This window comes from Streptomyces sp. NPDC006687 (assembly GCF_040636215.1).
Taxonomy (GTDB): domain Bacteria; phylum Actinomycetota; class Actinomycetes; order Streptomycetales; family Streptomycetaceae; genus Streptomyces.
In genome coordinates, this window is record NZ_JBEYJJ010000003.1 from 149,250 (window position 1) to 169,512 (window position 20,263).

The window sequence follows — 20,263 nt, forward strand, 5'->3', positions numbered from 1 at the left end:
AGAGGGCAAAGGCTGCAACGGGGACCGTTGTCATTACTCATAAGACCCGCTTGACCTGCGCTTATGCCGGGACCGGCAGATCGTGGGAAAATCTGTTCATGGTCCAGCGCCCCGGTGTGCCGACCGCGCCCGAACTCGTCCTGGAAACCGCCCGGGGCTCCACGGAGCTGAGCCCCGGCAGGACCTATCACGTCGGACGCGACCCCCTCTGCGAGATCTGCCTCGAAGACGCCCGCGTCTCCTGGCACCACGCCGTCCTGCGCCCCGACGGGGACCACTGGACCGTCGAGGACGAGAACAGCACCAACGGCACCTGGGCCCCCGACGGCCACCGCGTCCGCGTCGAGAGCGTCGGCCCCGGCAGCGAGCTGCGCTTCGGCAACGCCGTCGACGGCCCCCGCGCCGTCCTCGTCGGCCGTACGCCGCCCCCGCCCCCGGCTCCCGCCGGCCGCCCCTCCTCGGTCACCAACCCGGCCATGACGGGCACCTTCCGGCAGCCCACCAGCATCCGGCCGGTGCCCGCGCGGACCGCCCTGCGCATCGGCCGCGACCCCGGCAGCGACCTCGTCGTGGACGACCTCGTCGTCTCCCGCCGCCACGCCGAGCTGCGCGCCCTCGCCGACGGCACCTACGAGATCGTCGACGTCGGCAGCCACAACGGCACCTACCTCAACGGCGCCCGCGTCACCCGCGCCCGGATCGCCCAGGGCGACATCGTCGGCATCGGCCACTCGGCCTTCTGCCTGGTCGGCGACCAGCTCGTGGAGTACACCGACACCGGCGAGGTCTCCCTCGACGTCCAGGGCCTCGGCGTCACCGTCGACCGCGGCCGCAAGACCCTGATGCAGGACGTCACCTTCCCCGTGGGCGCCAGATGCCTGCTCGCCGTCGTCGGCCCCAGCGGCGCCGGGAAGTCCACCCTCCTGGGCGCCCTCACGGGCCTGCGCCCCGCCGACAGCGGCTCGGTCCTCTACGACGGCCGCGACCTCTACCGCGACTACGCCGAGCTGCGCAGCCGCATCGGCCTCGTCCCCCAGGACGACATCCTGCACGCCCAGCTCAAGGTCCGCCGCGCCCTCCTCTACGCCGCCGAACTGCGCTTCCCCCAGGACACCAGCCGGGCCGAACGCGAGGCCCGCGTCGACGAGGTGATCCGCGAGCTCGGCCTCGTCCAGCGGGCCGACCAGCCCATCCACAGCCTCTCCGGCGGCCAGCGCAAGCGGGTCTCCGTCGCCCTCGAACTGCTCACCAAGCCCTCCCTGCTCTTCCTCGACGAGCCCACCTCCGGCCTCGACCCCGGCATGGACCGCTCCGTCATGCACATGCTGCGCAACCTCGCCGACGACGGCCGTACGGTCATCGTCGTCACCCACAGCGTGCTCAGCCTCGACGTCTGCGACCGGCTGCTGTTCCTGGCCCCCGGAGGGCGCGTCGCCTACTTCGGTCCGCCCCAGGAGGCCCTGGAGTTCTTCGGCTTCGCCGAGTGGCCGGAAGCCTTCGAGGTCTTCGAGAACGACCGCGAGCGCGACTGGGCGGGGGCCTTCCGCGGCTCGCCCGTCCACCGGCGCTACGTCGACCTCACCGCCCGCCGCCCGGGACCCGCGACACCCGCCGCCGCGATGCCCGTCGGCGCGATGCCTGCCGCCGCGGTGCCCGCCGGCGCCGCGCCGCCGGCGCCGCCGCCCAAGGCGCAGAGCTGGGGCTCCCAGCTGTCCACCCTGGTCCGCCGGTACGCCGCCGTGCTCAGCGCCGACCGCACCTTCCTCGCGATCATGGTCGCGCTGCCGTTCATGATGGGCGCCATGGCCCGCGCCCTCGCGGGGAGCACCCTCAACTTCGACACCGTGCTCAACGCCCTGCTCATCCTCACCATCGGCGGAGTGCTCACGGGCGCCGCCAACGCCGTCCGTGAACTGGTCAAGGAACGGGTGATCTACCAGCGCGAACGCGCGGTCGGCCTGTCCCGCTCGGCCTATCTGATGTCCAAGGTGGTGGTGCTGGGCACGATCACGGTCGCCCAGGCGGTGGTGCTGACCCTCATCGCCCTCGCCGGCGTGAACCTCAACGCGCCGGGCGGCAAGGGCGTCCTCATGCCCCCGCTGATCGAGATCACCCTCGCCGTCGCCCTGCTGTCCTTCACCGCGATGATGCTCGGCCTGATGATCTCCGCCCTGGTCCGCAAGGAGGAGGTGACCATGCCGCTGCTGGTCCTCCTCGCCATCGTCCAGGTCGTCTTCTGCGGCACCCTGCTCAAGCTCTACGGCGTGCCCTTCCTCTCCCAGGTGGCCTGGCTGTCGCCCTCCCGGTGGGCGATGGGCGCGATGGGCGCCACCGTCGAGCTCGGCAAGATCGTCCCCGGCAAGCTCACCCAGGACCCGCTCTTCCGCCACGAGTCCGGCGGGTGGCTCCTCTGCATCGTCATGCTGCTCGCCCTGTCCCTGCTCTTCGGCGCGGCGGTGGGCCGGCTGCTGCGCCGGCAGGAGCCGGCCGTCATGCGGAAGCAGCCGAAGCGATGACCTTCACCGACCCCGTCCCGGAGTTCCACCCCACGCACGTGGTGCCGCAGGAGGGACTGCCCGCCTGGGAGGCCCCCGACGTGACCCGGCCGACCGCGCCCCTGGACCCCTTCCTGCCGGTGCAGCTGCTGTCCCGGCGCGGGGAGTGGACGGAGATCCTCTGCGCCAACGGCTGGTCCGCCTGGGTCGACGGACGGCTCCTGGTGGCGGTCCCGCAGCCCCCGCCCACCTCCGGCCGGCCCCTCGCCCGGACCGAGGACCCGGCGCCCCTGCTGGCCCGCGCCGCCGCGGCCCTGGAACGCTACCGGCGCGCGGTACGGGAGCACGCCGAGGGCGCGGCGGGCGGCGAGGACTTCGGGCGGTCCGTACGGGGGCTGCGGATCGGGATCGTGATCGACGGGGAGTCGGCGTGGCTCTACGACGAGACCTCCCGGCGGTGGATGTACGCCGACGGAAACCGCCTGGCGACCTACGCGGTCGTCGCGGGGCCGGGAGCCGCCTCCGCGCCGCCCGAACCCCAGGCGCCCCCGGCGGCGTCCGCGGAGGAGGCCGAGACCGCGGCGGGTGCCCCCGTACCGGCGTCCGAAACCGCGGCGGGTGCCCCCGTACCGGCCTCCGAGACCGCGGCGGGCAGCCCCGTACCGCCGTCCGGTACCGGCCATGACCCGACCCGCGTCGTGGACCACCCCGGGACCGGAGAGCGCTGATGGGGGCCGCCGACTCGCTGGGCGGCCGGCCCTCCGGACTGCTCGGCAAGCAGATCGCCGGGTACCTGGTGGAGAGCGAGATCGGGCGCGGCGGGATGGCCGTGGTCTACCTGGCGCGGGACCTGCGGCTGGACCGGCCGGTGGCGCTGAAGCTGCTGGCCCCCGAACTCGCCCGCAACGACACCTTCCGCAAGCGCTTCGCCCACGAGTCGAAGGTCGCGGCGGCCATCGACCACCCCCACATCGTGCCCGTCTTCGAGGCGGGGGAGACCGACGGGCTGCTCTACATCGCCATGCGGTTCGTCGCCGGGCAGGACCTGCGGGCCCTGCTGGACCGGACCGGTCCGCTGCCCGTGGAGACGTGCGCCCGGATCGCGGGCCAGGTCGCCTCCGCGCTCGACGCGGCCCACGACCACGACCTCGTCCACCGGGACGTCAAGCCCGGCAACATCCTCGTCGCGGACGGCACGGACAGCGAGCACCCGGAGCACGTCTACCTGACGGACTTCGGGCTGACCAAGAAGTCGCTCTCGCTGACCGGGTTCACCAGCGTCGGGCAGTTCGTCGGCACCCTGGACTACGTCGCGCCGGAGCAGATCGCCGGGAAGCCGGTGGACGGGCGCTGCGACGTGTACAGCCTGGGCTGTGTGGTCTACGAGATGCTCACCGGTGGGCCGCCGTTCCAGCGGGACGACGACATGGCCCTGCTGTGGGCCCACCAGTTCGATCCGCCGCCCGCCCCGTCGACGCGGCGGCCGCAGCTGGGGCCGGCGGTGGACGAGGTGCTGGCCCGGGCGCTGGCGAAGACCCCGGAGGACCGCTGGGAGAGCTGCCTGGAATTCACCGGGGCCCTGCGCCGGGCGGGTAGCCGGCCGGCCGTCGCACCGGTGGCCGGCGCGGTGGCCGCGTCCGCCTCGGACGGCGGGGCCCTCGCCCAGGCGGCCGGACCGCCGCCCCCTCCTCCGCCGCCCCGGTGGGCGCTGCCGGTGTTCCGAGGGCCGGTCTGACCTGCGGGTTTCCGGCGCCTACGGGTTCCGGTGCCTACAGGACCGGCGCCTATGGGATCCGGCGTCTACAGGAGCCGGCGCTTATGGGGTTCCGGCGTCTACGGGTTCCGGTGCGCGGGCTCCGGTTCGTCCGCGCGGCCCCGGTGGCGCAGGGGACGGGCCAGCAGGGCGCCGAGGAAGCCGGCCACCGCCCCCCAGAGCAGCCCCAGGCCGGTCGTGCGCCACAGCAGCGGGGTCAGCTCGACCTTCCCGCCCAGCCCGGAGTCGTCGCCGATACCCAGCAGCGAGAGCCCGAACTGCGCCTGGACCCGGCACAGCAGACACACCGCCAGGGTGGCCAGCGCGAGCGCCACCCCCAGGTGCAGGGCGTGCTGCCACGGGCGCACCCCGGCGGGGGAGCGGACGGCGGCCAGCACGCCCGTGCCGAGCAGGGCGACGGCGGCCACCACGACCAGCCACCAGGCCCGGCCGTCGTGCTGGGCGAGCGAGGACACGTCGAGGGTGGACAGGTCGGGCCCGCGCAGTACCCGGTCGAGCAGTTGGGGCACCGGCAGGCCGAAGGGGCCGTCGGCCCGGCCCTGCCAGGCGCCCCCGAAGCCCAGCGTCAGGGCGAGCCAGACCAGGTTGGGCAGCCCCAGCAGGAGCACCGCCAGGGTCCGGGTGGCATGGCCCTGGGTGGCGGCCACCACCAGGCCGGTCACGAGACCGAGGACCACGTACCCGACGAGCAGCACGGCGGTGGCGAACGCGGCCGGGCGCACCGCCGTGTGGAAGCGCAGCAGACGCGCGGGGAGTGGCGCGCGGCGGGAGACCAGCAGGGAGATCAGCAGCAGGCCCGCGATCCACAGCAGCCCGTACAGCAGGGTGGCGGGCAGCTCGGCGTGGAACCCCACCGTCGGGGTGGAGTCGAGGAGGTCGCCCAGGCCCTCCAGCGGGGAATCCCCGCTGAGCAGCCGGAAGGTGTGGCGGGCGACCAGTGCGAAGACGGTGAGCAGGACCAGCCACAGCACGGCCGGCAGGGCGCCCCGGGCCAGCAGTTCGCGGGGCCGGGCCACCGCGCGGTGGCGCAGCGGGCGCAGGAACAGACAGCCGGTGGTCAGTGCGCCGGCCAGGCTCACCGACAGCGGGAGCACGGACAGTTCCGCACCGGCGCCGCCCAGCAGCCCGGCGTCACCCGTGATGCCGATCTCGCCGCCGGCCGCCATCACGACGACGGCCGCGACCACATGGGGGAACGCGCCGCCCGGCAGATCGGCCGCGCCGGCGCAGGCCAGGCCGGCCGCGGCCACCACGGTCATCACCGCGAAGCCCGCCACGACGGCGACGACGGCGTCGCGCAATGCCCTCACGGAGGTGCTGGTCACCCTGCAACCGTGGCATCCCCGGCTTGCGGGCACCACTCGGACCACGCACACAATGAGCGGCATGAGTGCCTGAAATCCGGCAGATGTCCGGAAGCGCATGGTTCGGTGCTCGGGAAGAAGGGGCGCGTGACCACTCAGCCTGACGGCGGGCAGCCGCCCCCGTTCTCCTCTCAGCCGCCGGCGTCGGAGCGCCCCACCGGCCCTCCCTCCGGACCCCTCTCCGGCGGGGACCGGGGGTCCACACCCCCGCCGCCCGCACCCCCCGGCGGATCCCACGGGGGCGGTGGCGGCGAACCGCCCGGCCGGCCCTGGTGGCGGTCCGTTCCCCGGCTGGTGACGGCGGTCGTGGCGGTGGCGGCCGTCGCCGCCCTCGCCGTGGTGCTGACCCGGCCCGGCGGCTCCTCCGGGCAGGGCGCGAGCGAGGTGTTCCTCCAGCCGGCGGCCGCCGCCGGACCGGACCCCTTCACCGAGTCCACGGCCAACCGGCAGGCCACCCCGCCGCCACAGAGCCCCACGGCACCCGCCCCCAGTACGGCCGCGCCCGCGAGCACGACCGCCGGGACGACGGCCACCCGCAGCGTCAGCGGCTCCGCCCCCGGCCTCTACGGCGGCACGCAGGACGTCGCCAGCTGCGACGTGGGGAAGCAGATCGCCGCCCTGTCCGGGCAGCCCGCCAAGAACGCCGCCTTCGCCTCCGCCCTCGGCATCGAGCCGGGCGCCGTACCCGTCTACCTGCGCGGGCTCACCCCCGTCCAGCTGCGCCTGGACACCCGGGTCACCAACCACGGCTACCGCGACGGCGCCGCCACCGCCTACCAGGCGGTGCTCCAGGCCGGGACGGCCGTGCTGGCGGACGGCCGGGGCGTGCCCCGGGTGCGCTGCTCCTGCGGCAACCCGCTGGGCCCGCCGGTGGCGCTCAAGGCCAACCCCACCCGGTACGGGCAGCCGTGGAGCTCGTACGAACCGGCGAAGGTGGTGGTCATCGCACCGGCGGAGACCATCGTGAACGTCTTCGTCATCTACGACTCCCAGAGCCGCATCTGGCTCGAACGCGAACGCGGTCCCGTCCCCAGGAACGACAAGCCGGTCCCGCCGCCGCCCGTGCCCACCCCGGTGCCCACCACCAGCCGGCCCGCCACGCCCAGCACCCCGGGCACGCCGACGGGCACCCCGACCCCGCCGGCCACCTCCTCCGCCCCGCCGCCGCCGACACCGACCCCGACCCCGACCCCGAAGCCCACCGACACCGCGACGCAGACGCCTCCCAGCACACCCACCGAGACGCCGCCCAGCACCCCCTCCGAGGTGCCCACCGAGGTACCGACCGAGGTCCCCACCGAGCTTCCCTCGGAGACCGCCGTGGAGCCGCCGGCGCCGGCCACGCCCCCGCCCGCCCCGGCGACCACACCCCCCGCCCCTCCGGCCAACCCCTACTAGACGCGGCTCCGGCTCCCGGCGGCGGGCGCGCTGCCGGGGACGGGGAAGAGTGAGACCCTGGCTGCATGGACCAGCGGGGACGGATCCCGGCGGTCGACTGGCCGGCGCGGCCCGACCTGAGCCTGGCACTCAACCGCATGGGCACCTTCGACTGGGACCTCGACGGCGGGCGTCTGCACCTGGACGCCACCGCCCTCGGGGTCCTGGGTCTGCGCCCGGAGCAGTTCGACGGCACCCCCGACGGACTGCGCGCCCGTATCCTCCCGGGCGACGCCGCCCGCCTGGACCACCGCGTCCAGCAGGCGCTCCGGGAGGGGCACAGCCACTACGGGGCCTACTGCCGCGCCCTGCGCCAGGACGGCACCTCCCGCTGGACCCACCTCCAGGGCCATGTCCTGCGCGACCGGACGGGCCACCCGTACCGCGTCATCGGCATCCTCCGCGACGCCGCCCACGACCCCGGGGACCCCGGCGCGGAAGGCGAACGCGACGAAGGGCGGCGCCGGATGACCGGGGTGGTCGAACGGACCGCCGCGATCCTCGCGCACGCCCGCACCGTCAACGACGTGACCGACATCCTCAAGGACCCTGAGGCCCTCGGCCACCTCGGCGCGGTCAGCGTCATGCTCGGCGTGGTCGACGGGGGCCGGATCCACCTGGTCGCCGAGGGGCAGCTGGGCGCGTACGTCCCCGAGACCGAGTACACCCGCGTCGACGCGCGGCTGCCGATGAGCGAAGCCGTACGGACCCTCCAGGCGGTGTACCTCTCCTCGCGGGAGGAGTTCAGCCGACGCTACCCCGACCTGTGGCCGTACATCGAGCCGCTGTCCGTGCGCAGCGGCGTCTACCTGCCGCTCATCGCACAAGGACGCCCCATCGGCGCCCTCGGGCTGCTCTACACCCGCGACGGCGACTTCACCGCCGAGGAACGCAACCTGCTGGTGGCGCTCGGCAGCGGGATCGCGCAGAGCCTCCAGCGGGCGATCCTCTTCGAGCAGGAACACGACCTGGCCGAGGGCCTCCAGCGGGCCATGCTGCCCCGCAGTGTCCCGGAAGTGGCGGGCGCGCGGATCGCCGTGCGGTACCGGGCCGCCCGGATCGGACGGGACATCGGCGGCGACTGGTACGACGTCATCCCGCTCGGCGACGGCCGCGTCGGGGTGGTCATCGGCGACGTCGAGGGCCACGACACGGACGCGGCGGCCGTCATGGGCCAGCTGCGCATCGTGCTCCGCGCGTACGTCCTGGAGGGCCACACCCCGGGGACGGCCATGGCCCGGGCCTCCGCCTTCCTGCACGACCTCGCCACCGAGCGCTTCGCCACCTGCACCTACGCCGAGGCGGACCTCAACACCGGGATGGTGCGTGTGGTCCGGGCCGGTCACCTCGACCCGGTGGTCCGGCGCGGGGACGGCACCTGCCACCGGGTCCAGGTCGCGGGCGGGCTCCCGCTCGGCCTGCCCCAGCACGAGCCCTCGGGCAACGGCTGCGGCTACCCCGTCACCAGCATGGAGCTGCACCCCGGGGACACCCTGCTGCTGTGCACCGACGGCCTGATCGAACGGCCCGGCCGGGATCCGGAGGCCGGGATGCGGGAGCTGATGGACGCGGCCTGCGAGGGCCCGGCCGACGTGGAGGAACTCGCCGACGTGCTGTGCGACCTCGTCGGCGACGCGGGCGGCGGGGACGACATGGCCCTGCTCGTCCTGCGCCGGCGCGGCGCCCCCGCCCCGCGCGGCGGCGGCCCGCTGAGCCGGCACCTGGCACCGGGCGACCCCGACGGCCCGGCCCTGGCCCGGCACCTGATCCGGGCGGCGGCCGCGGCCTGGGGCGCCCGGGAACGGGCCGACGAGATCGAACTCGCCGCCGACGAGCTGATGGCCAACGCCCTGGTCCACACCGACGGGGGCGGGCAGGTCGGCATGAGGCTGACCGCCGAGGGCCGGATCCGCATCGAGGTCGAGGACGCCAGCAGCGCCCTGCCGCGCCGCCGCACGGCGGACGACTGGGCCGTGTCGGGCCGGGGCCTGATGCTGGTGGACCGGCTCGCGGACGGCTGGGGCGTGGAGCCCCGGGGGAACGGGAAGTGCGTGTGGTGCGAGTTCGCCGTCCCGGTGGCGGCCGCGGGCCGGTGAGGACCGGCCGTCAGACGGCGGCGTACGTTCCCCGCGCCCTGGCGTCCTGAAAGGCCGTCAGCCTGCGCACGAAGAGGATCGCGAGGACGGCGGCGGCCACCGTGACCAGTGCGGAGAACGCGTCGACGGCACAGGCCCCGGCCAGCTGCTCCATGCTGTCGGCGCGCTTGTAGAGCTGCTCGGCCGGGAGGTTGCTCAGGACGGAGAGCAGCCACACGATCCACCAGGAGGCGACGGGCGCGAGGGAGGTCGGCCGGCGCGAACCGTCGGGCGCGAGCGGGGCGCTGGCCCTCCAGGTCTCCCGGGCGATCAGATAGGGGAGGAAGAAGTTGCCCACGGGCACGAACCAGGACCCGACGGCCCAGCGGTGCGACCAGGTGAAGGCGGTGGGGTCGAAGACCTGGCCGTTGGCGCGCACCCGGTGGAACCAGATGAGGAACACGACGGCCGTGCCGAGCTGGGCCAGCAGCTGGAAGGACGCGGCCACCATGGCGGCGTCGGCGGCCCGGTCGAAGGCGGCGGCCGAGGCGGTGCCGGTCTCCGCGGTCATGTCCTGAAGCAGCGACCAGCTGTAGACGCCCACGCCGGCCGCGACGAGGTTCACCAGGGCCGCCGCCGACAGCAGGACGGTCAGCGCGGTCGCCAGCCCCTGCGGGGAGCGCAGCACCGGCAGCGTCGGCAGCCGGAGCGGGGCAGGACGTGAGGCGAACGCGGACGGTGGTGATCCGGGCGGGCCGAAGGACATGACGGGGTACCCCCCACGGGAACGTCTGAGAACGGGACGGAAGCACGCCCTGGCCGGCCGGTCGCCGGGCAGGGCAGCGGGGGTGAACCTATGTCAGCTCCGGGTGCGCCGTCCACACGGGTGTGCGAGGCGGTTGTGCGCGGGGTGCGAATGGCTGAACCTGCTGGTCCCCGCGGTGCGCCCCGGGTCTGATGGTCGTACAGTACGGCGATCCTGCCGGGGTGATGAGCCTCCGGCCGCTGCTGGCCGCCCTGTTGGGCGCCGTCCTCCTGGGTCCCGCCCCCGCGTACGCCGCGACCGCGCCCGGCGACCCCGCTCCCGGCTCCGGGGACGGGATCGAGACCGCCCGGACCGGCCGGCAACTGGCGCCCGGGGTCCGGCTGGAGTCGTACGACCGGCTGGAGGCCGACCGCTGGCTGCGGATCGACGAGCTGGTGGCCGACCTCGGCCCGCGAAGCGGCGTACGGGCCGAGTACCTGGGCACCGGCGGCGGCGCCGGCCCGGTCACCCTCGCCGAAGCCGCTGCCCGGTACCGTCCCGGGCCCGGGCGGCGCGTGGTCGCCGCCGTGAACGGCGACTTCTTCGACATCCGGGGCACCGGAGCCCCTCTCGGTCCCGGAGTGAGCTCCGGCCGGCTGCTGCACTCGGCCTCGCGCGGGCCCGGCGGCGGCGCGGCCGTCTGCTTCGGCCCGGACGGGGCCGGCCGCCTGCTGCGCCTCGGCCTCGACGCGGCGGTGACCCTGCCCGGCGGCCGGACGTACCCCCTGGCCGGCTACAACGCCGCCAAGCCGCCCGCCGGAGGCTTCGCCGCCTACACCGCCGACTGGGGCGGCACGCGGCTCCCTGCCCTGGGGCCCGGTCCGGCGGTGGAGCTCCGCGACGGGAGGGTGACCTCCGCCGGCCCCGCACCGACGGCCCGGCCGGCCCCCGGCACCACCCTGCTGACCGCCCGGGGCACCGCCCAGGCGGCCGCCCTCGCCGCCCTGCGGCCGGGGGACGCGGTGGCCGTCACCGCCCGGGCGCTGCCCGCGTCGGGGCCCGCCCCCGTCACGGCGCTCGGCGGACGCGGAACCCTGGTCGCCGGCGGGACCCCGCTGCGCCACGACGGCGAGGCCAACGACGCCGCCGCCCCGCGCACCGCCGTGGGCCTCTCGCGGGACGGCCACCGCCTCAGCCTGGTCGCCGTCGACGGCCGCCAGCGCGACAGCGGCGGCCTGACCCTCACCGGGCTCGGGGCGCTCATGCACCGGCTCGGCGCGTACGAGGCCCTCAACCTCGACGGCGGCGGCTCCACCACCCTGCTCGCCGCCCACCCCGGCGCGGCCGCCCTCACCCTGGAGAACTCCCCGTCCGACGGAACGCCGCGCCCGGTGGCCAACGGCCTGGTGCTGACCGCCCCGGCCGTGCCGGGCCCGCTCGCCGGGTTCCGCGTCGAGCCCCTCGGCGGCGCCGGCCGGGTCTTCCCCGGCCTGACCCGCACCCTCACGGCCACCGCCTACGACACCGCCTTCGCCCCGGCCGCCGCGACCCCGCACTGGAGCGCCGACCGGGGCCGCATCGGCCCCGACGGCGTCTACCGTGCCGCCCGCCCGGGCCCCGCCGTGGTCCGCGTCGCGGCGGCCCCCTCGGCCGGGCCGCCCGAGGGGGCCGTACGGCTCGACGTGCTCGGGCCGCTCACCGGCCTGCGGGCCGTGCCCGACCGGATCGGGCTCGCCGCGCCCGGGGAGAGCGCCACCTTCACCGTGCACGGCTACGACGCCCAGGGCGCGGCCGCACCCGTCGAACCCCGGGACCTGGCCCTGGAGTACGACCGCACCCGCTGGCGGGTCACCGACGACGGCCGCGGCGGCCTCACCGTCACCGCGCTCGTCCCCCAGGCCGCCGGGAGGCTGACCGCCACCGTCAAGGCCACCGGCGCCACCACACGACTGGCCCTCGGCGTCGGCTCGGTGGCCGCGCCCCTGACCGGCTTCGAGGACGCCGCCGCCTGGACCGGAACGGGCGCCGCCCCCGCCGAGGGCCACCCCGGCCCGGGGCTCGCCCTCGCAGCGCGCGCCGGAGCCGCCGCCACCCCGCCCCGGCCGCTGCCCGTACCGGAGCTGACCCGCGCCCTGTCCCTGTGGGTCGGCGGCGACGGCTCGGGGGCCCGGGCCGTGGTGGAGCTGGCCGGGGCCGACGGCGCGGCGGTGACCCTGCGCGGGCCCGCCGCCGACTGGACCGGCTGGCGGGAGGTCCGGCTGCCGCTCCCCGCCACCGCCGAGCAGCCCCTGCGCGTCACCCGGCTCTCGGCGATCCCCGGCGCCCGTGCGGGCCGGCTGCTGCTGGACACCCTGACGGCCACGACCCCGCCCACCGGCCCCGCCGCCCGCAGCACCGCCCGGCCCGACCCGATGGTGGCCACCCCCGCCCAGGCCGCGGCCCGGCCCTGGCGGTTCGCCACCGCAGGAGCCCCGCCCCGGGGCGCCGAGCTGGTGCTGACCGGCGCCGAGCGGGCGCCCTTCGTGCACCGCGGGGTGCGCTTCGTCCCGCTCGACACCGCCCGCCGCACCCTCGACGGGGGCGCCGGACTGGCCCGGATGCGGGCCCTGCGCCAGGCCCTGGACACCGCAGCCCGGGAACCGGGGACGGCCGCGCTGGCCGTCGTCCTGCCCTACGCACCGGACACCCTGGACCGCAAGGAGACCGCCCTGCTGGCGCTGCGCCTCGCGGAGTTCCGCCGCACCACCGGGAAGAACGCGGCGGTCATCACCGTCGGCGCCCCCCGCTTCACCGCCGGCCGCACCGAGGGCGTCCTCACCGTCGCCGCGCCCCGCACCGGGCCCACCCTGTTCGGCGCCGACGCCTTCGCCCCACCAGGCCGCGACTGGCTGTCGGTGGCACCGTCCGGGAGCGGAGCCTAGAGCCGTACGAGGGTGACCTCGGTGGCCTTCACGCTCGTCCACACCGCCGCCCCGTCGGCCACGCCCAGTTCGGCCGCCGCCTCCGGGGTGATCTCCGCGACCAGGTCGGGGGCCTGCGCCGAACCGACGAGTACGCGCAGCCTGCTGCCGACCGAGGTGACCTCCCGGACGGTTCCGGGCCAGACGTTACGGGGGCTGCCGCCGGGCCGCTCCCGGTGCACGGACACCGCCTCCGGGGCGATGATCGCCAGGGCCTGCGCCCCCTCCGGCAGCGCCTCGGCCACCACCAGCCGCCCGCCGCCCGCCAGGACCAGCCCGTCGGCGGAGGCGGTACCCGCCCAGGCGTTGCGGCCCAGCATCCGGGCCACCCACGGGGAGCGCGGATGCCGGGTGACCTCGGCGGGCGGCGCGTCCTGGAGGGTCCGGCCGTCGGCCAGTACCAGCACCCGGTCGGCCAGCGACACCGCCTCGACGGGGTCGTGCGTGACGAGCAGGCATACCCCGCCGAAGCCCCCCAGATGCGTGCGCAGGGTGTGCCGCACACGGGCCCGGGTGGTCTGGTCGAGGGCGGCGAGGGGCTCGTCGAGCAGCAGCAGCCGGGGCCGGGCGGCCAGCGCCCGGGCCAGCGCCACCCGTTGTGCCTGCCCGCCGGACAGTTGGGCGGGCCTGCGCTGGGCGAGGTGGCCGACGCCGAGCCGGTCCAGCCACTCCTGCGCCTCCCGCCGGGCCGCGGCGCGCGGCACCCCGCGGGCGCGCAGCCCGTACGCGGTGTTGGCCAGAGCGCTCAGGTGCGGGAACAGCGCCCCGTCCTGCGGGACCCAGGCCACCTGGCGGCGGTGCGGGGGCAGGGCGGTGACGTCGGTGTCGCCGAGCCGCAGCTCGGCGTGGGCCCGCGGGGTCAGGCCGAGCAGGGCGCGCAGCAGGGTGGTCTTGCCCGCGCCGTTCTCCCCGACCACGGCGATGGTGGTGCCCGGTGCGGCGTCGAGGGTGAGCTGGTTGTAGCCGGTGACCTCGGCGTGCAGGGGCCAGCGCCCGCCGTCGGGGCCGGCCGGCGCCACGTCCTTGTGCGGGACGCCGTCCGGGGTGGCCGGGGGCTCGTCGGCGGACACCGGGAGGGCCGGCTCGCGGGCGGCCGGGGCGCCGGTCCAGCGGCCGCGCAGGGCGATGAGGACGCCCATGGCGATGGCCAGCAGCAGCAGCGACACGGAGGTGGCCGCCTCGGGCCGGTCCTGGAGCAGCAGGTAGACCTGGAGCGGCAGCGTCTGGGTGGTGCCGGGCAGGTTCCCGGCGAAGGTGATGGTCGCGCCGAACTCGCCCAGCGCCCGGGCCCAGGTGAGGGCCGCGCCCGCGATCAGCCCGGGGGCCACCATGGGCAGGGTCACGGTGAAGAACACCCTCACCGGCGGGGCGCCGAGGGAGGCGGCGGTCTCCTCGTAGCTCTGCTTCAGCCCGCCGAGGGCCCCCTCCAGGCTGATCACCAGGAAGGGCATGGCGACGAACGTGGCCGCGACGACGGCGCCGGAGGTGTGGAAGGGCAGGGTGACCCCGAAGGCGCTCTCCAGCCAGGGTCCGAGCAGCCCGCGCCGCCCGAAGCCCAGCAGCAGGGCCACACCTCCGACGGTGGGCGGCAGCACCATCGGCAGCAGCACCAGCGAGCGGACGAGGGCCTTGCCCCTGAACTCGACCCGGGCCAGCAGCCAGGCGAGCGGCACCCCGAGCAGCAGCGAGAGGCCGAGCGCCCAGGCGGAGACCAGCAGCGAGAGCCGCAGGGCCTCGACCACACCGGGGCTGGTGAGGTGCGCGCCGAGCTCTCCCCACTGGGTGCGGGCGAGGATGCCGACCAGGGGCAGCAGCAGGAACGCGACGGCGAGCAGCGCGGGGAGCGCCAGCGTCACGGGGGGCCGGGTGCGGGTGCGGAGTCTGCTCATGGCGTTCCTGGCTGAAGTCGGAGGGGCGCGTACGGAGCCTACGGCGGCGCGCCGGCGTCCCGGGCACGGCGAAGGCGGACATGGCGAAGGGGGCTGCCCGTCCCCCCGGACCGGGCAGCCCCCTTCGGGCCTGGGGTCACGGCTTCTGGAAACCGGCGTCCTGGAGGATCTTCTGCGCCTCCGGCGTGCTCAGCCAGGCCACGAACGCGGCCGCGGCCTCGGCGTTCTTGGACTGCTTGAGCGTGGCGGCCGGGTAGGAGGCGACGGCGTTCTGGTCGTCCGGGATGTCGACGGTGACGACCTTGTCGCCGGACTTGGCGGAGTCGGTCTTGTAGACGAGCCCGGCGTCGGCCTCGCCCAGCTCGACCTTGCTCAGGACGGCGCGGACGTTGGGCTCCTGGGAGACCGGCTTCACCTCGATCTTCTGGGCGTCGAGGATCTGCTTGCCGTAGCGGCCGACGGGGACCTCGGGCGCCGCGAGAACGACCTTGATCTTGGAGTCCGCCAGGTCCTTGAGCTCGTCGATCTTGAACGGGTTGCCCTTGCCGGCGGCGATGACCAGGCGGTTCTTCGCGATGACGGTCGCGTCGCCGGTGTCGGCCCTGAGGCCGTCCATCGTCTTGGTGTCGGCGGTGACCAGCGCGTCGGCCGGCGAGCCCTGCTTGACCTGGGCGGCGAGCTCCTGCGAGCCGGCGAAGGAGAAGGTCACCTTGGTGCCCGGGTGGGACTTCTCGTAGGCCGCGCCCGCCGTCTTGAAGACGTCGGTCAGCGAGGAGGCGGCGAGCACCGTGAGGTTCGCGGCCTTCGCCGCGGCGGAGGCCGGGGCCGAGGCGGCCGCGTCGTCCTTCTTGGCGTCGTCGGCACCGTTGCCGCCGCATGCGGAGAGCGGGACGAGCAGGGCGGCGGTCAGCGCGGCGGCGGCCGCGCGGCGGCCGTTCAGCAGGGCGTGCATGACAGGGGGCTCCTCGGTCGGGTCGGCGGCCGGCGGGGTGCCGGGCCGCTCGGTGTGACCCGCGCCGTGACGGGCGGAGCGGGCGGGGACGGGCGGTGGGTGCGCGCCCCGTCCGGCGGCGCCGGGGTGAGCGGTGGCGCCGGGTGGACGGGGGTGGCGCAGGTGCCGCGCGGGGCCGGGTGGTCAGGTGCGGTCGATGTGCACGCTGGTCGACTTCACGCGGGCGGTGGCCTGCATGCCGACCTCCAGCCCGAGTTCCTCGACGGCCTCCCGGGTCAGCAGGGAGACCAGCCGGTGCGGTCCCGCCTGGATCTCGACCTGGGCGGCCACGTCGCCGAGGGTGACGGCCGTGACGATGCCGGGGAAGGCGTTGCGCGCCGAGGTGTACGGCTCCCCGTCCTCGGTGTGGGCGCCCTGCCCCACCTCGACGGAGAAGGCCGCCAGGTCACGGCCGTTGATCAGGCGGCGCCCCGCCTCGTCGCGATGGGTCGCGACCCGGCCGGCGTCGGCCCAGCGGCGTGCGGTGTCGGGGCTGACGCCCAGAAGACGCGCCGCCTGTCCGATCGTGTAGGACTGCATGCGCGTCACGGTAGGGGCAGGAAGGCGGCATGTGCAATTCGTTTGGCGCGTTCTCTATGGCAGATGCAACGCATGTTGTGGTATCCGCCAAAAGCGTTCCGCCTCCGGGGCCGGGGATCGGTAGGCTCGGCCCATGGCTGATACGAAGGCTGAGACCCACCCCGCGGGCGGAGCGTCCGGTCCGGGTCCGGTGGAGGCGGGCACCGCACGGGTGGACGCCTGGATCTGGGCGGTCCGGCTCACCAAGACCCGGTCCGTCGCCGCGACCGCCTGCCGTGCGGGGCACGTCAAGGTCAACGGGGACCGGGCGAAACCGGCGCAGCAGGTGCGCGCGGGGGACGAGGTACGGCTGTTCCACGCGGGGCGCGAGCGTGTGGTGGTGGTGCGCAGGCCCGTGACGAAGCGGGTCGGGCCGCCGGTGGCGGCGGAGTGCTACATCGACAACAGCCCGCCGGCACCCACCAAGGTGGAGGCCGCCGCCGTCGGCCTCCGCGAGCGCGGGGCCGGGCGGCCCACCAAGCGGGAGCGGCGGGAGTTCGACAGCCTGCGCGGGCGGTGACGTCACGCTGCCTCAGGCCCGGTGGGACGGGGCCGCCGCCGGGCGGCCCCGCCCCCGGAGCCCGTCAGCGCTTGCGGTAGTCGTACGCCTCCGCGGCGGCGGCCGCCACCGCCTCCAGGGACGCGCCCGTCGAGGCGGACACCACCGCCGCCACCGCGCCCTCCAGGAAGGGGGCGTCCAGGAGGCGGGAGTCGGCGGGGAGTTCGCCGTCCTCCAGGAGGGCCTTGACGGTCAGGACGGAGCTGCCCAGGTCCGCCAGCAGGGCGATCCCGGCCCCCCGGTCCACCGACTCCGCCGCCGCGAGGACCAGGTCCGCGCTCGTGCCGAGACCGCCGTCCGGGCCGCCGCCCGCCGGGGCCACCGGTACGACCGCTCCGCCGGCCGCCAGGCCCCGGGCCAGCTCCGCCACCGACTCCGCGACCTGGGCGCTGTGCGAGACCAGGACGATTCCCACCGGGATCATGCGCCCGCCCCTTCCGCCGTGCCCGTGCCGTCGGCCGCGCCCGCCGTCTGTGCGAGGGCGGCCAGGAGGAGGGCCGAGGAGGTGGCGCCCGGGTCCTGGTGGCCGACGCTGCGTTCGCCGAGGTAGCTGGCCCTGCCCTTGCGGGCCAGTATCGGCACCGTCGCCAGGGCCCCGGCCTGTGCCGCCTCCCCGGCCGCCGCGTAGGAGGTGCCCAGGGCCGCCACCGCGGGGACCAGGGCGTCCAGCATCGTCTTGTCGCCCGGAGCGGCCCCGCCCAGCTGGCCCACCGCGTTCACCCCGGCCTCCAGCGCCTGGTGCAGCGCGGCGTCCGAGACCTCGGCGGCATCTCCGAGCTCCTTGCCCGTACGGCGCAGCAGCGTCCCGTACAAGGGGCCCGACGCGCCGCCGACCGTGGAGATCAGGGTGCGGCCCGCGAGCTGGAGGAGCGTGCCGGGCGGCGTCGAGGGGTCCGCCGCGGCGAGTGCGGCGCGGACGGCCGTGAAGCCGCGCAGGAGGTTGGTGCCGTGGTCGGCGTCGCCGATGGGGGAGTCGAGCTCGGTCAGCCGGTCCGCCTCCCGTTCCACCGCCGCCGTGGCGGCCTCCAGCCAGCGTCGGAAGAACTCCGCGTCACGCACGTGCATCCCTTCGTCCGTCACTTCCGCCCCGCCTCCTCAACGGCCCCAGCGCAGCGCCGGGGTCTGCACGGGGGCGTCCCAGAGCCGCAGCAGTTCCTCGTCGGCCCGGCACAGGGTCACCGAACAGCCCGCCATGTCCAGGGAGGTGACGTAGTTGCCGACCAGGGCGCGGGCCACCGGGACGCCGCGCGCCTCCAGTACCCGGGCCACCTCGGCGTGGAACCCGTACAGCTCCAGCAGCGGAGTCGCGCCCATTCCGTTGACCAGGGCGAGGACGGGCCTGTCCGCGGGGCCGCCGGTCTCCGCGAGGCCGTCCAGCACGGCGCCCACCGCGACCTCGGCGATCTCCCGCGCGCTCATCATGGGCCGCCGCTCCCGGCCCGGCTCGCCGTGGATGCCGATCCCGAGTTCCAGTTCCCCGTCGGGGAGTTCGAAGGTGGGGCTGCCCTTGGCGGGGGTGGTGCAGGCGCTGAGCGCGACGCCGAAGCTGCGCGAGCTGTCGTTGACCTGCCGGGCGAGGGCCGCGACCCGCTCCAGCGGCGCCCCCTCCTCGGCGGCGGCTCCGGCGATCTTCTCCACGAACAGGGTGGCGCCCGTACCGCGCCGCCCCGCCGTGTACAGGCTGTCCGTGACGGCGACGTCGTCGTTGACGAGCACCCGTTCCACGCGCAGCCCGTCCTCCTCGGCGAGCTCGGCGGCCATCTGGAAGTTGAGCACGTCACCGGTGTAGTTCTTGACGACGAACAGGACGCCCTGCCCGGAGTCCACGCTGCTCGCGGCGTGCAGCATCTGCTCGGGAACGGGACTGGTGAACACCTCTCCCGGACAGGCGGCCGAGAGCATCCCGTACCCCACGAACCCGCCGTGCAGCGGCTCGTGCCCGGAACCGCCGCCGGAGACCAGGCCGACCCGGCCGCCGGTCTTCGCGTCGCGCCGCAGCACCACCCGCCGTTCCACGTCCACGTCGAGGCCGGGATGTGCGGCCGCCATCCCGCGCAGCGCGTCGGCGACTACGGTGTCCGCGGAGTTGATGAGCATCCTCAAAACTGCCTCCCAGGTGGCGCGGCCGTCCGGCCCCGATGCGGCCGGGGCTTCGAAGTCAACCACGGCGGGCCGCCGGATCAGGGGAGGAACGGCCGAGAGGGACGGCAGGTCAGCCGCCCTGCTCCCGCAGCCGGCGGCTGACCTCGCCGAGGCCGTCGGCCAGCGCGTCGAGCTGCTCGGGGGTGAGGACGTCCACGAGGGCCGCCCGGACGGCCGTGACGTGCCCGGGCGCCGCCGCCTCCAGCCGGGCGCGGCCGGCCTCGGTGAGGACGGCGAAGATCCCGCGCACGTCGGAGGGGCAGCTGCGGCGCCGGACCAGGCCGGCCTTCTCCAGCTGGGTGACCTGGTAGGTCAGCCCGCTCTTGGAGTTGATCAACCCGTTGGCGAGTTCCGTCATGCGCAGCTCGCCGCCGGGTGCGTCGGCGAGCCGGACGAGGATCTCGTACTGGGGGTGGGAGAGTCCGGAGTCGTCCTTGAGCTGCTGGTCGAGATGCCGGTTCACCAGGGCGGAAGCGGCCAGGAAGCCCCTCCAGGCCCGCATCTCGCGCTCGTCCAGCCATCGCGTTCCGTCCATGCCGCCAGGATACACGAGTTGTTCGAATTTGAATCACTGGTCTAGTCTCGGCGTCGGTGGTTCGAATCTGAACAACCTGCTCGACGAACGACTCCTCGGGCCGCCCCCACCGGAAGGAACTCCCCCATGACCAGCGCCTCCGCCACCGCGACGAAGGCCCCGGCCACGGCCCCGGCCGCCCCCGCCACCCCCACCGCGCCCTCCGCCTCCGGCCTCGACGCGGGCCTGCTGCTCCTGCGCCTCGTCCTCGGCCTGACCGTGGCCGCCCACGGCACCCAGAAGCTCTTCGGCTGGTTCGGCGGCGGCGGGATCAGCGGCACCGGCCGGTTCTTCAGCTCCGTCGGCTACCCGGCGGGCGACGCCATGGCCGCCCTCGCCGGACTCAGCGAGACCCTGGGCGGCCTGGGCCTGGCCGCCGGCCTGCTCGCCCCGCTCGCCGGGGCCGCCGTCACCGGCACGATGATCAACGCCCTCGCCGTCCACGGCACCGGGGCCTTCTTCGCCCCCAAGGGCATGGAGTACGAACTCCTCCTCGCTGCGGCCGCCGCGGCCCTCACCCTCACCGGCCCCGGCCGCCACGCCCTGGACCGCGTCCTGCCGCTCCCGGCGCTGCGCACCGCCCGCCCGTCGCTCGGCGCGGCGGCCCTCGCCCTCGGCGTGGTCCTCGCCGGCCTCACCCTCCTCGTACGCGGCTGACGACCCGGCCCGCCCCCCCGTC

At 75.7% G+C, this 20,263-nt stretch carries 17 protein-coding genes; 8 read left to right on the plus strand and 9 right to left on the minus strand.

What is annotated here, in order from left to right; all coding sequences use genetic code 11:
- Positions 1-98 precede the first annotated feature (98 nt).
- From ABZ716_RS05135 to ABZ716_RS05145, 3 genes are read left to right on the plus strand one after another with little or no spacing between them, the layout of a single operon-like run.
- Positions 99-2,516, plus strand: coding sequence for an FHA domain-containing protein (locus tag ABZ716_RS05135; RefSeq protein WP_358956627.1), 2,418 nt, complete (start codon positions 99-101; stop codon positions 2,514-2,516).
- Positions 2,513-3,223, plus strand: coding sequence for a hypothetical protein (locus ABZ716_RS05140; protein ID WP_358956629.1), 711 nt, complete (start codon positions 2,513-2,515; stop codon positions 3,221-3,223). Before ABZ716_RS05135 ends, ABZ716_RS05140 begins: the two co-directional genes overlap by 4 nt.
- Positions 3,223-4,230 (plus strand): serine/threonine-protein kinase, encoded by a 1,008-nt coding sequence (locus tag ABZ716_RS05145; RefSeq protein ID WP_358956631.1) that lies wholly within the window; start codon positions 3,223-3,225, stop codon positions 4,228-4,230. The genes ABZ716_RS05140 and ABZ716_RS05145 overlap by 1 nt, the downstream gene beginning before the upstream one ends.
- A gap of 98 nt (positions 4,231-4,328) precedes the next feature.
- On the opposite strand, the gene ABZ716_RS05150 is transcribed toward ABZ716_RS05145, so the two are convergent.
- Positions 4,329-5,594 (minus strand): streptophobe family protein, encoded by a 1,266-nt coding sequence (locus ABZ716_RS05150; protein ID WP_358811620.1) that lies wholly within the window; start codon positions 5,592-5,594, stop codon positions 4,329-4,331.
- Positions 5,595-5,720: 126 nt separating this feature from the next.
- Between ABZ716_RS05150 and ABZ716_RS05155 the strand changes: the two genes are divergently transcribed.
- Both ABZ716_RS05155 and ABZ716_RS05160 read left to right on the plus strand, forming a co-directional pair.
- Complete coding sequence (locus ABZ716_RS05155) at positions 5,721-7,031, plus strand: DUF6777 domain-containing protein (protein ID WP_358956634.1); 1,311 nt, start codon at positions 5,721-5,723, stop codon at positions 7,029-7,031.
- Positions 7,032-7,096: 65 nt separating this feature from the next.
- Complete coding sequence (locus tag ABZ716_RS05160) at positions 7,097-9,166, plus strand: SpoIIE family protein phosphatase (protein ID WP_358956637.1); 2,070 nt, start codon at positions 7,097-7,099, stop codon at positions 9,164-9,166.
- 10 nt (positions 9,167-9,176) lie between these two features.
- On the opposite strand, the gene ABZ716_RS05165 is transcribed toward ABZ716_RS05160, so the two are convergent.
- The gene (locus tag ABZ716_RS05165; RefSeq protein WP_358956639.1) at positions 9,177-9,911 is read right to left on the minus strand and encodes a DUF4328 domain-containing protein; all 735 of its coding nucleotides are present in this window, start codon (positions 9,909-9,911) and stop codon (positions 9,177-9,179) included.
- Positions 9,912-10,135: 224 nt separating this feature from the next.
- Between ABZ716_RS05165 and ABZ716_RS05170 the strand changes: the two genes are divergently transcribed.
- A complete protein-coding gene (locus ABZ716_RS05170; protein ID WP_358956641.1) occupies positions 10,136-12,811 on the plus strand; it encodes a phosphodiester glycosidase family protein in 2,676 nt (891 codons plus the stop codon).
- Here ABZ716_RS05170 and ABZ716_RS05175 read toward each other — a convergent pair.
- The 3 genes from ABZ716_RS05175 to ABZ716_RS05185 all read right to left on the minus strand — a co-directional run bounded on the left by ABZ716_RS05175 (position 12,808) and on the right by ABZ716_RS05185 (position 16,270).
- Positions 12,808-14,739 (minus strand): ABC transporter permease, encoded by a 1,932-nt coding sequence (locus tag ABZ716_RS05175; RefSeq protein WP_358956644.1) that lies wholly within the window; start codon positions 14,737-14,739, stop codon positions 12,808-12,810. The genes ABZ716_RS05170 and ABZ716_RS05175 overlap by 4 nt on opposite strands.
- Positions 14,740-14,875: 136 nt before the next feature.
- Complete coding sequence (gene modA / locus ABZ716_RS05180; protein WP_358956646.1) at positions 14,876-15,691, minus strand: molybdate ABC transporter substrate-binding protein; 816 nt, start codon at positions 15,689-15,691, stop codon at positions 14,876-14,878.
- A gap of 183 nt (positions 15,692-15,874) precedes the next feature.
- The gene (locus tag ABZ716_RS05185; RefSeq protein WP_042809951.1) at positions 15,875-16,270 is read right to left on the minus strand and encodes a helix-turn-helix transcriptional regulator; all 396 of its coding nucleotides are present in this window, start codon (positions 16,268-16,270) and stop codon (positions 15,875-15,877) included.
- Between the two features lie 133 nt (positions 16,271-16,403).
- On the opposite strand from ABZ716_RS05185, the gene ABZ716_RS05190 reads away from it, so the two are divergent.
- Positions 16,404-16,829, plus strand: a complete 426-nt coding sequence (locus ABZ716_RS05190) for an RNA-binding S4 domain-containing protein (RefSeq protein WP_358811613.1) — start codon at positions 16,404-16,406, stop codon at positions 16,827-16,829.
- A gap of 64 nt (positions 16,830-16,893) precedes the next feature.
- On the opposite strand, the gene ABZ716_RS05195 is transcribed toward ABZ716_RS05190, so the two are convergent.
- The 4 genes from ABZ716_RS05195 to ABZ716_RS05210 all read right to left on the minus strand — a co-directional run bounded on the left by ABZ716_RS05195 (position 16,894) and on the right by ABZ716_RS05210 (position 19,545).
- The gene (locus ABZ716_RS05195) at positions 16,894-17,292 is read right to left on the minus strand and encodes a PTS fructose transporter subunit IIA (protein WP_351883905.1); all 399 of its coding nucleotides are present in this window, start codon (positions 17,290-17,292) and stop codon (positions 16,894-16,896) included.
- On the minus strand, positions 17,289-17,927 hold the full coding sequence (dhaL, locus tag ABZ716_RS05200) for a dihydroxyacetone kinase subunit DhaL (protein ID WP_358811734.1): 639 nt from the start codon (positions 17,925-17,927) through the stop codon (positions 17,289-17,291). Before dhaL ends, ABZ716_RS05195 begins: the two co-directional genes overlap by 4 nt.
- A 36-nt stretch (positions 17,928-17,963) precedes the next feature.
- On the minus strand, positions 17,964-18,971 hold the full coding sequence (gene dhaK / locus ABZ716_RS05205) for a dihydroxyacetone kinase subunit DhaK (RefSeq protein WP_358956648.1): 1,008 nt from the start codon (positions 18,969-18,971) through the stop codon (positions 17,964-17,966).
- Positions 18,972-19,080: 109 nt separating this feature from the next.
- On the minus strand, positions 19,081-19,545 hold the full coding sequence (locus tag ABZ716_RS05210; protein WP_351883909.1) for a MarR family transcriptional regulator: 465 nt from the start codon (positions 19,543-19,545) through the stop codon (positions 19,081-19,083).
- Positions 19,546-19,671: 126 nt separating this feature from the next.
- Between ABZ716_RS05210 and ABZ716_RS05215 the strand changes: the two genes are divergently transcribed.
- Positions 19,672-20,241, plus strand: coding sequence for a DoxX family membrane protein (locus ABZ716_RS05215; RefSeq protein ID WP_358956650.1), 570 nt, complete (start codon positions 19,672-19,674; stop codon positions 20,239-20,241).
- Positions 20,242-20,263 lie beyond the last annotated feature (22 nt).

Coding starts and splice junctions, on each gene's coding strand:
- ABZ716_RS05135 (WP_358956627.1), top strand. CDS start 99: ATGGTCCAGCGCCCCGGTGTGCCGACCGCGCCCGAACTCGTCCTGGAA.
- ABZ716_RS05140 (WP_358956629.1), top strand. CDS start 2,513: ATGACCTTCACCGACCCCGTCCCGGAGTTCCACCCCACGCACGTGGTG.
- ABZ716_RS05145 (WP_358956631.1), top strand. CDS start 3,223: ATGGGGGCCGCCGACTCGCTGGGCGGCCGGCCCTCCGGACTGCTCGGC.
- ABZ716_RS05160 (WP_358956637.1), top strand. CDS start 7,097: ATGGACCAGCGGGGACGGATCCCGGCGGTCGACTGGCCGGCGCGGCCC.
- ABZ716_RS05165 (WP_358956639.1), bottom strand. CDS start 9,911: ATGTCCTTCGGCCCGCCCGGATCACCACCGTCCGCGTTCGCCTCACGT.
- ABZ716_RS05170 (WP_358956641.1), top strand. CDS start 10,136: ATGAGCCTCCGGCCGCTGCTGGCCGCCCTGTTGGGCGCCGTCCTCCTG.
- ABZ716_RS05175 (WP_358956644.1), bottom strand. CDS start 14,739: ATGAGCAGACTCCGCACCCGCACCCGGCCCCCCGTGACGCTGGCGCTC.
- modA (WP_358956646.1), bottom strand. CDS start 15,691: ATGCACGCCCTGCTGAACGGCCGCCGCGCGGCCGCCGCCGCGCTGACC.
- ABZ716_RS05185 (WP_042809951.1), bottom strand. CDS start 16,270: ATGCAGTCCTACACGATCGGACAGGCGGCGCGTCTTCTGGGCGTCAGC.
- ABZ716_RS05190 (WP_358811613.1), top strand. CDS start 16,404: ATGGCTGATACGAAGGCTGAGACCCACCCCGCGGGCGGAGCGTCCGGT.
- ABZ716_RS05195 (WP_351883905.1), bottom strand. CDS start 17,292: ATGATCCCGGTGGGAATCGTCCTGGTCTCGCACAGCGCCCAGGTCGCG.
- ABZ716_RS05210 (WP_351883909.1), bottom strand. CDS start 19,545: ATGGACGGAACGCGATGGCTGGACGAGCGCGAGATGCGGGCCTGGAGG.
- ABZ716_RS05215 (WP_358956650.1), top strand. CDS start 19,672: ATGACCAGCGCCTCCGCCACCGCGACGAAGGCCCCGGCCACGGCCCCG.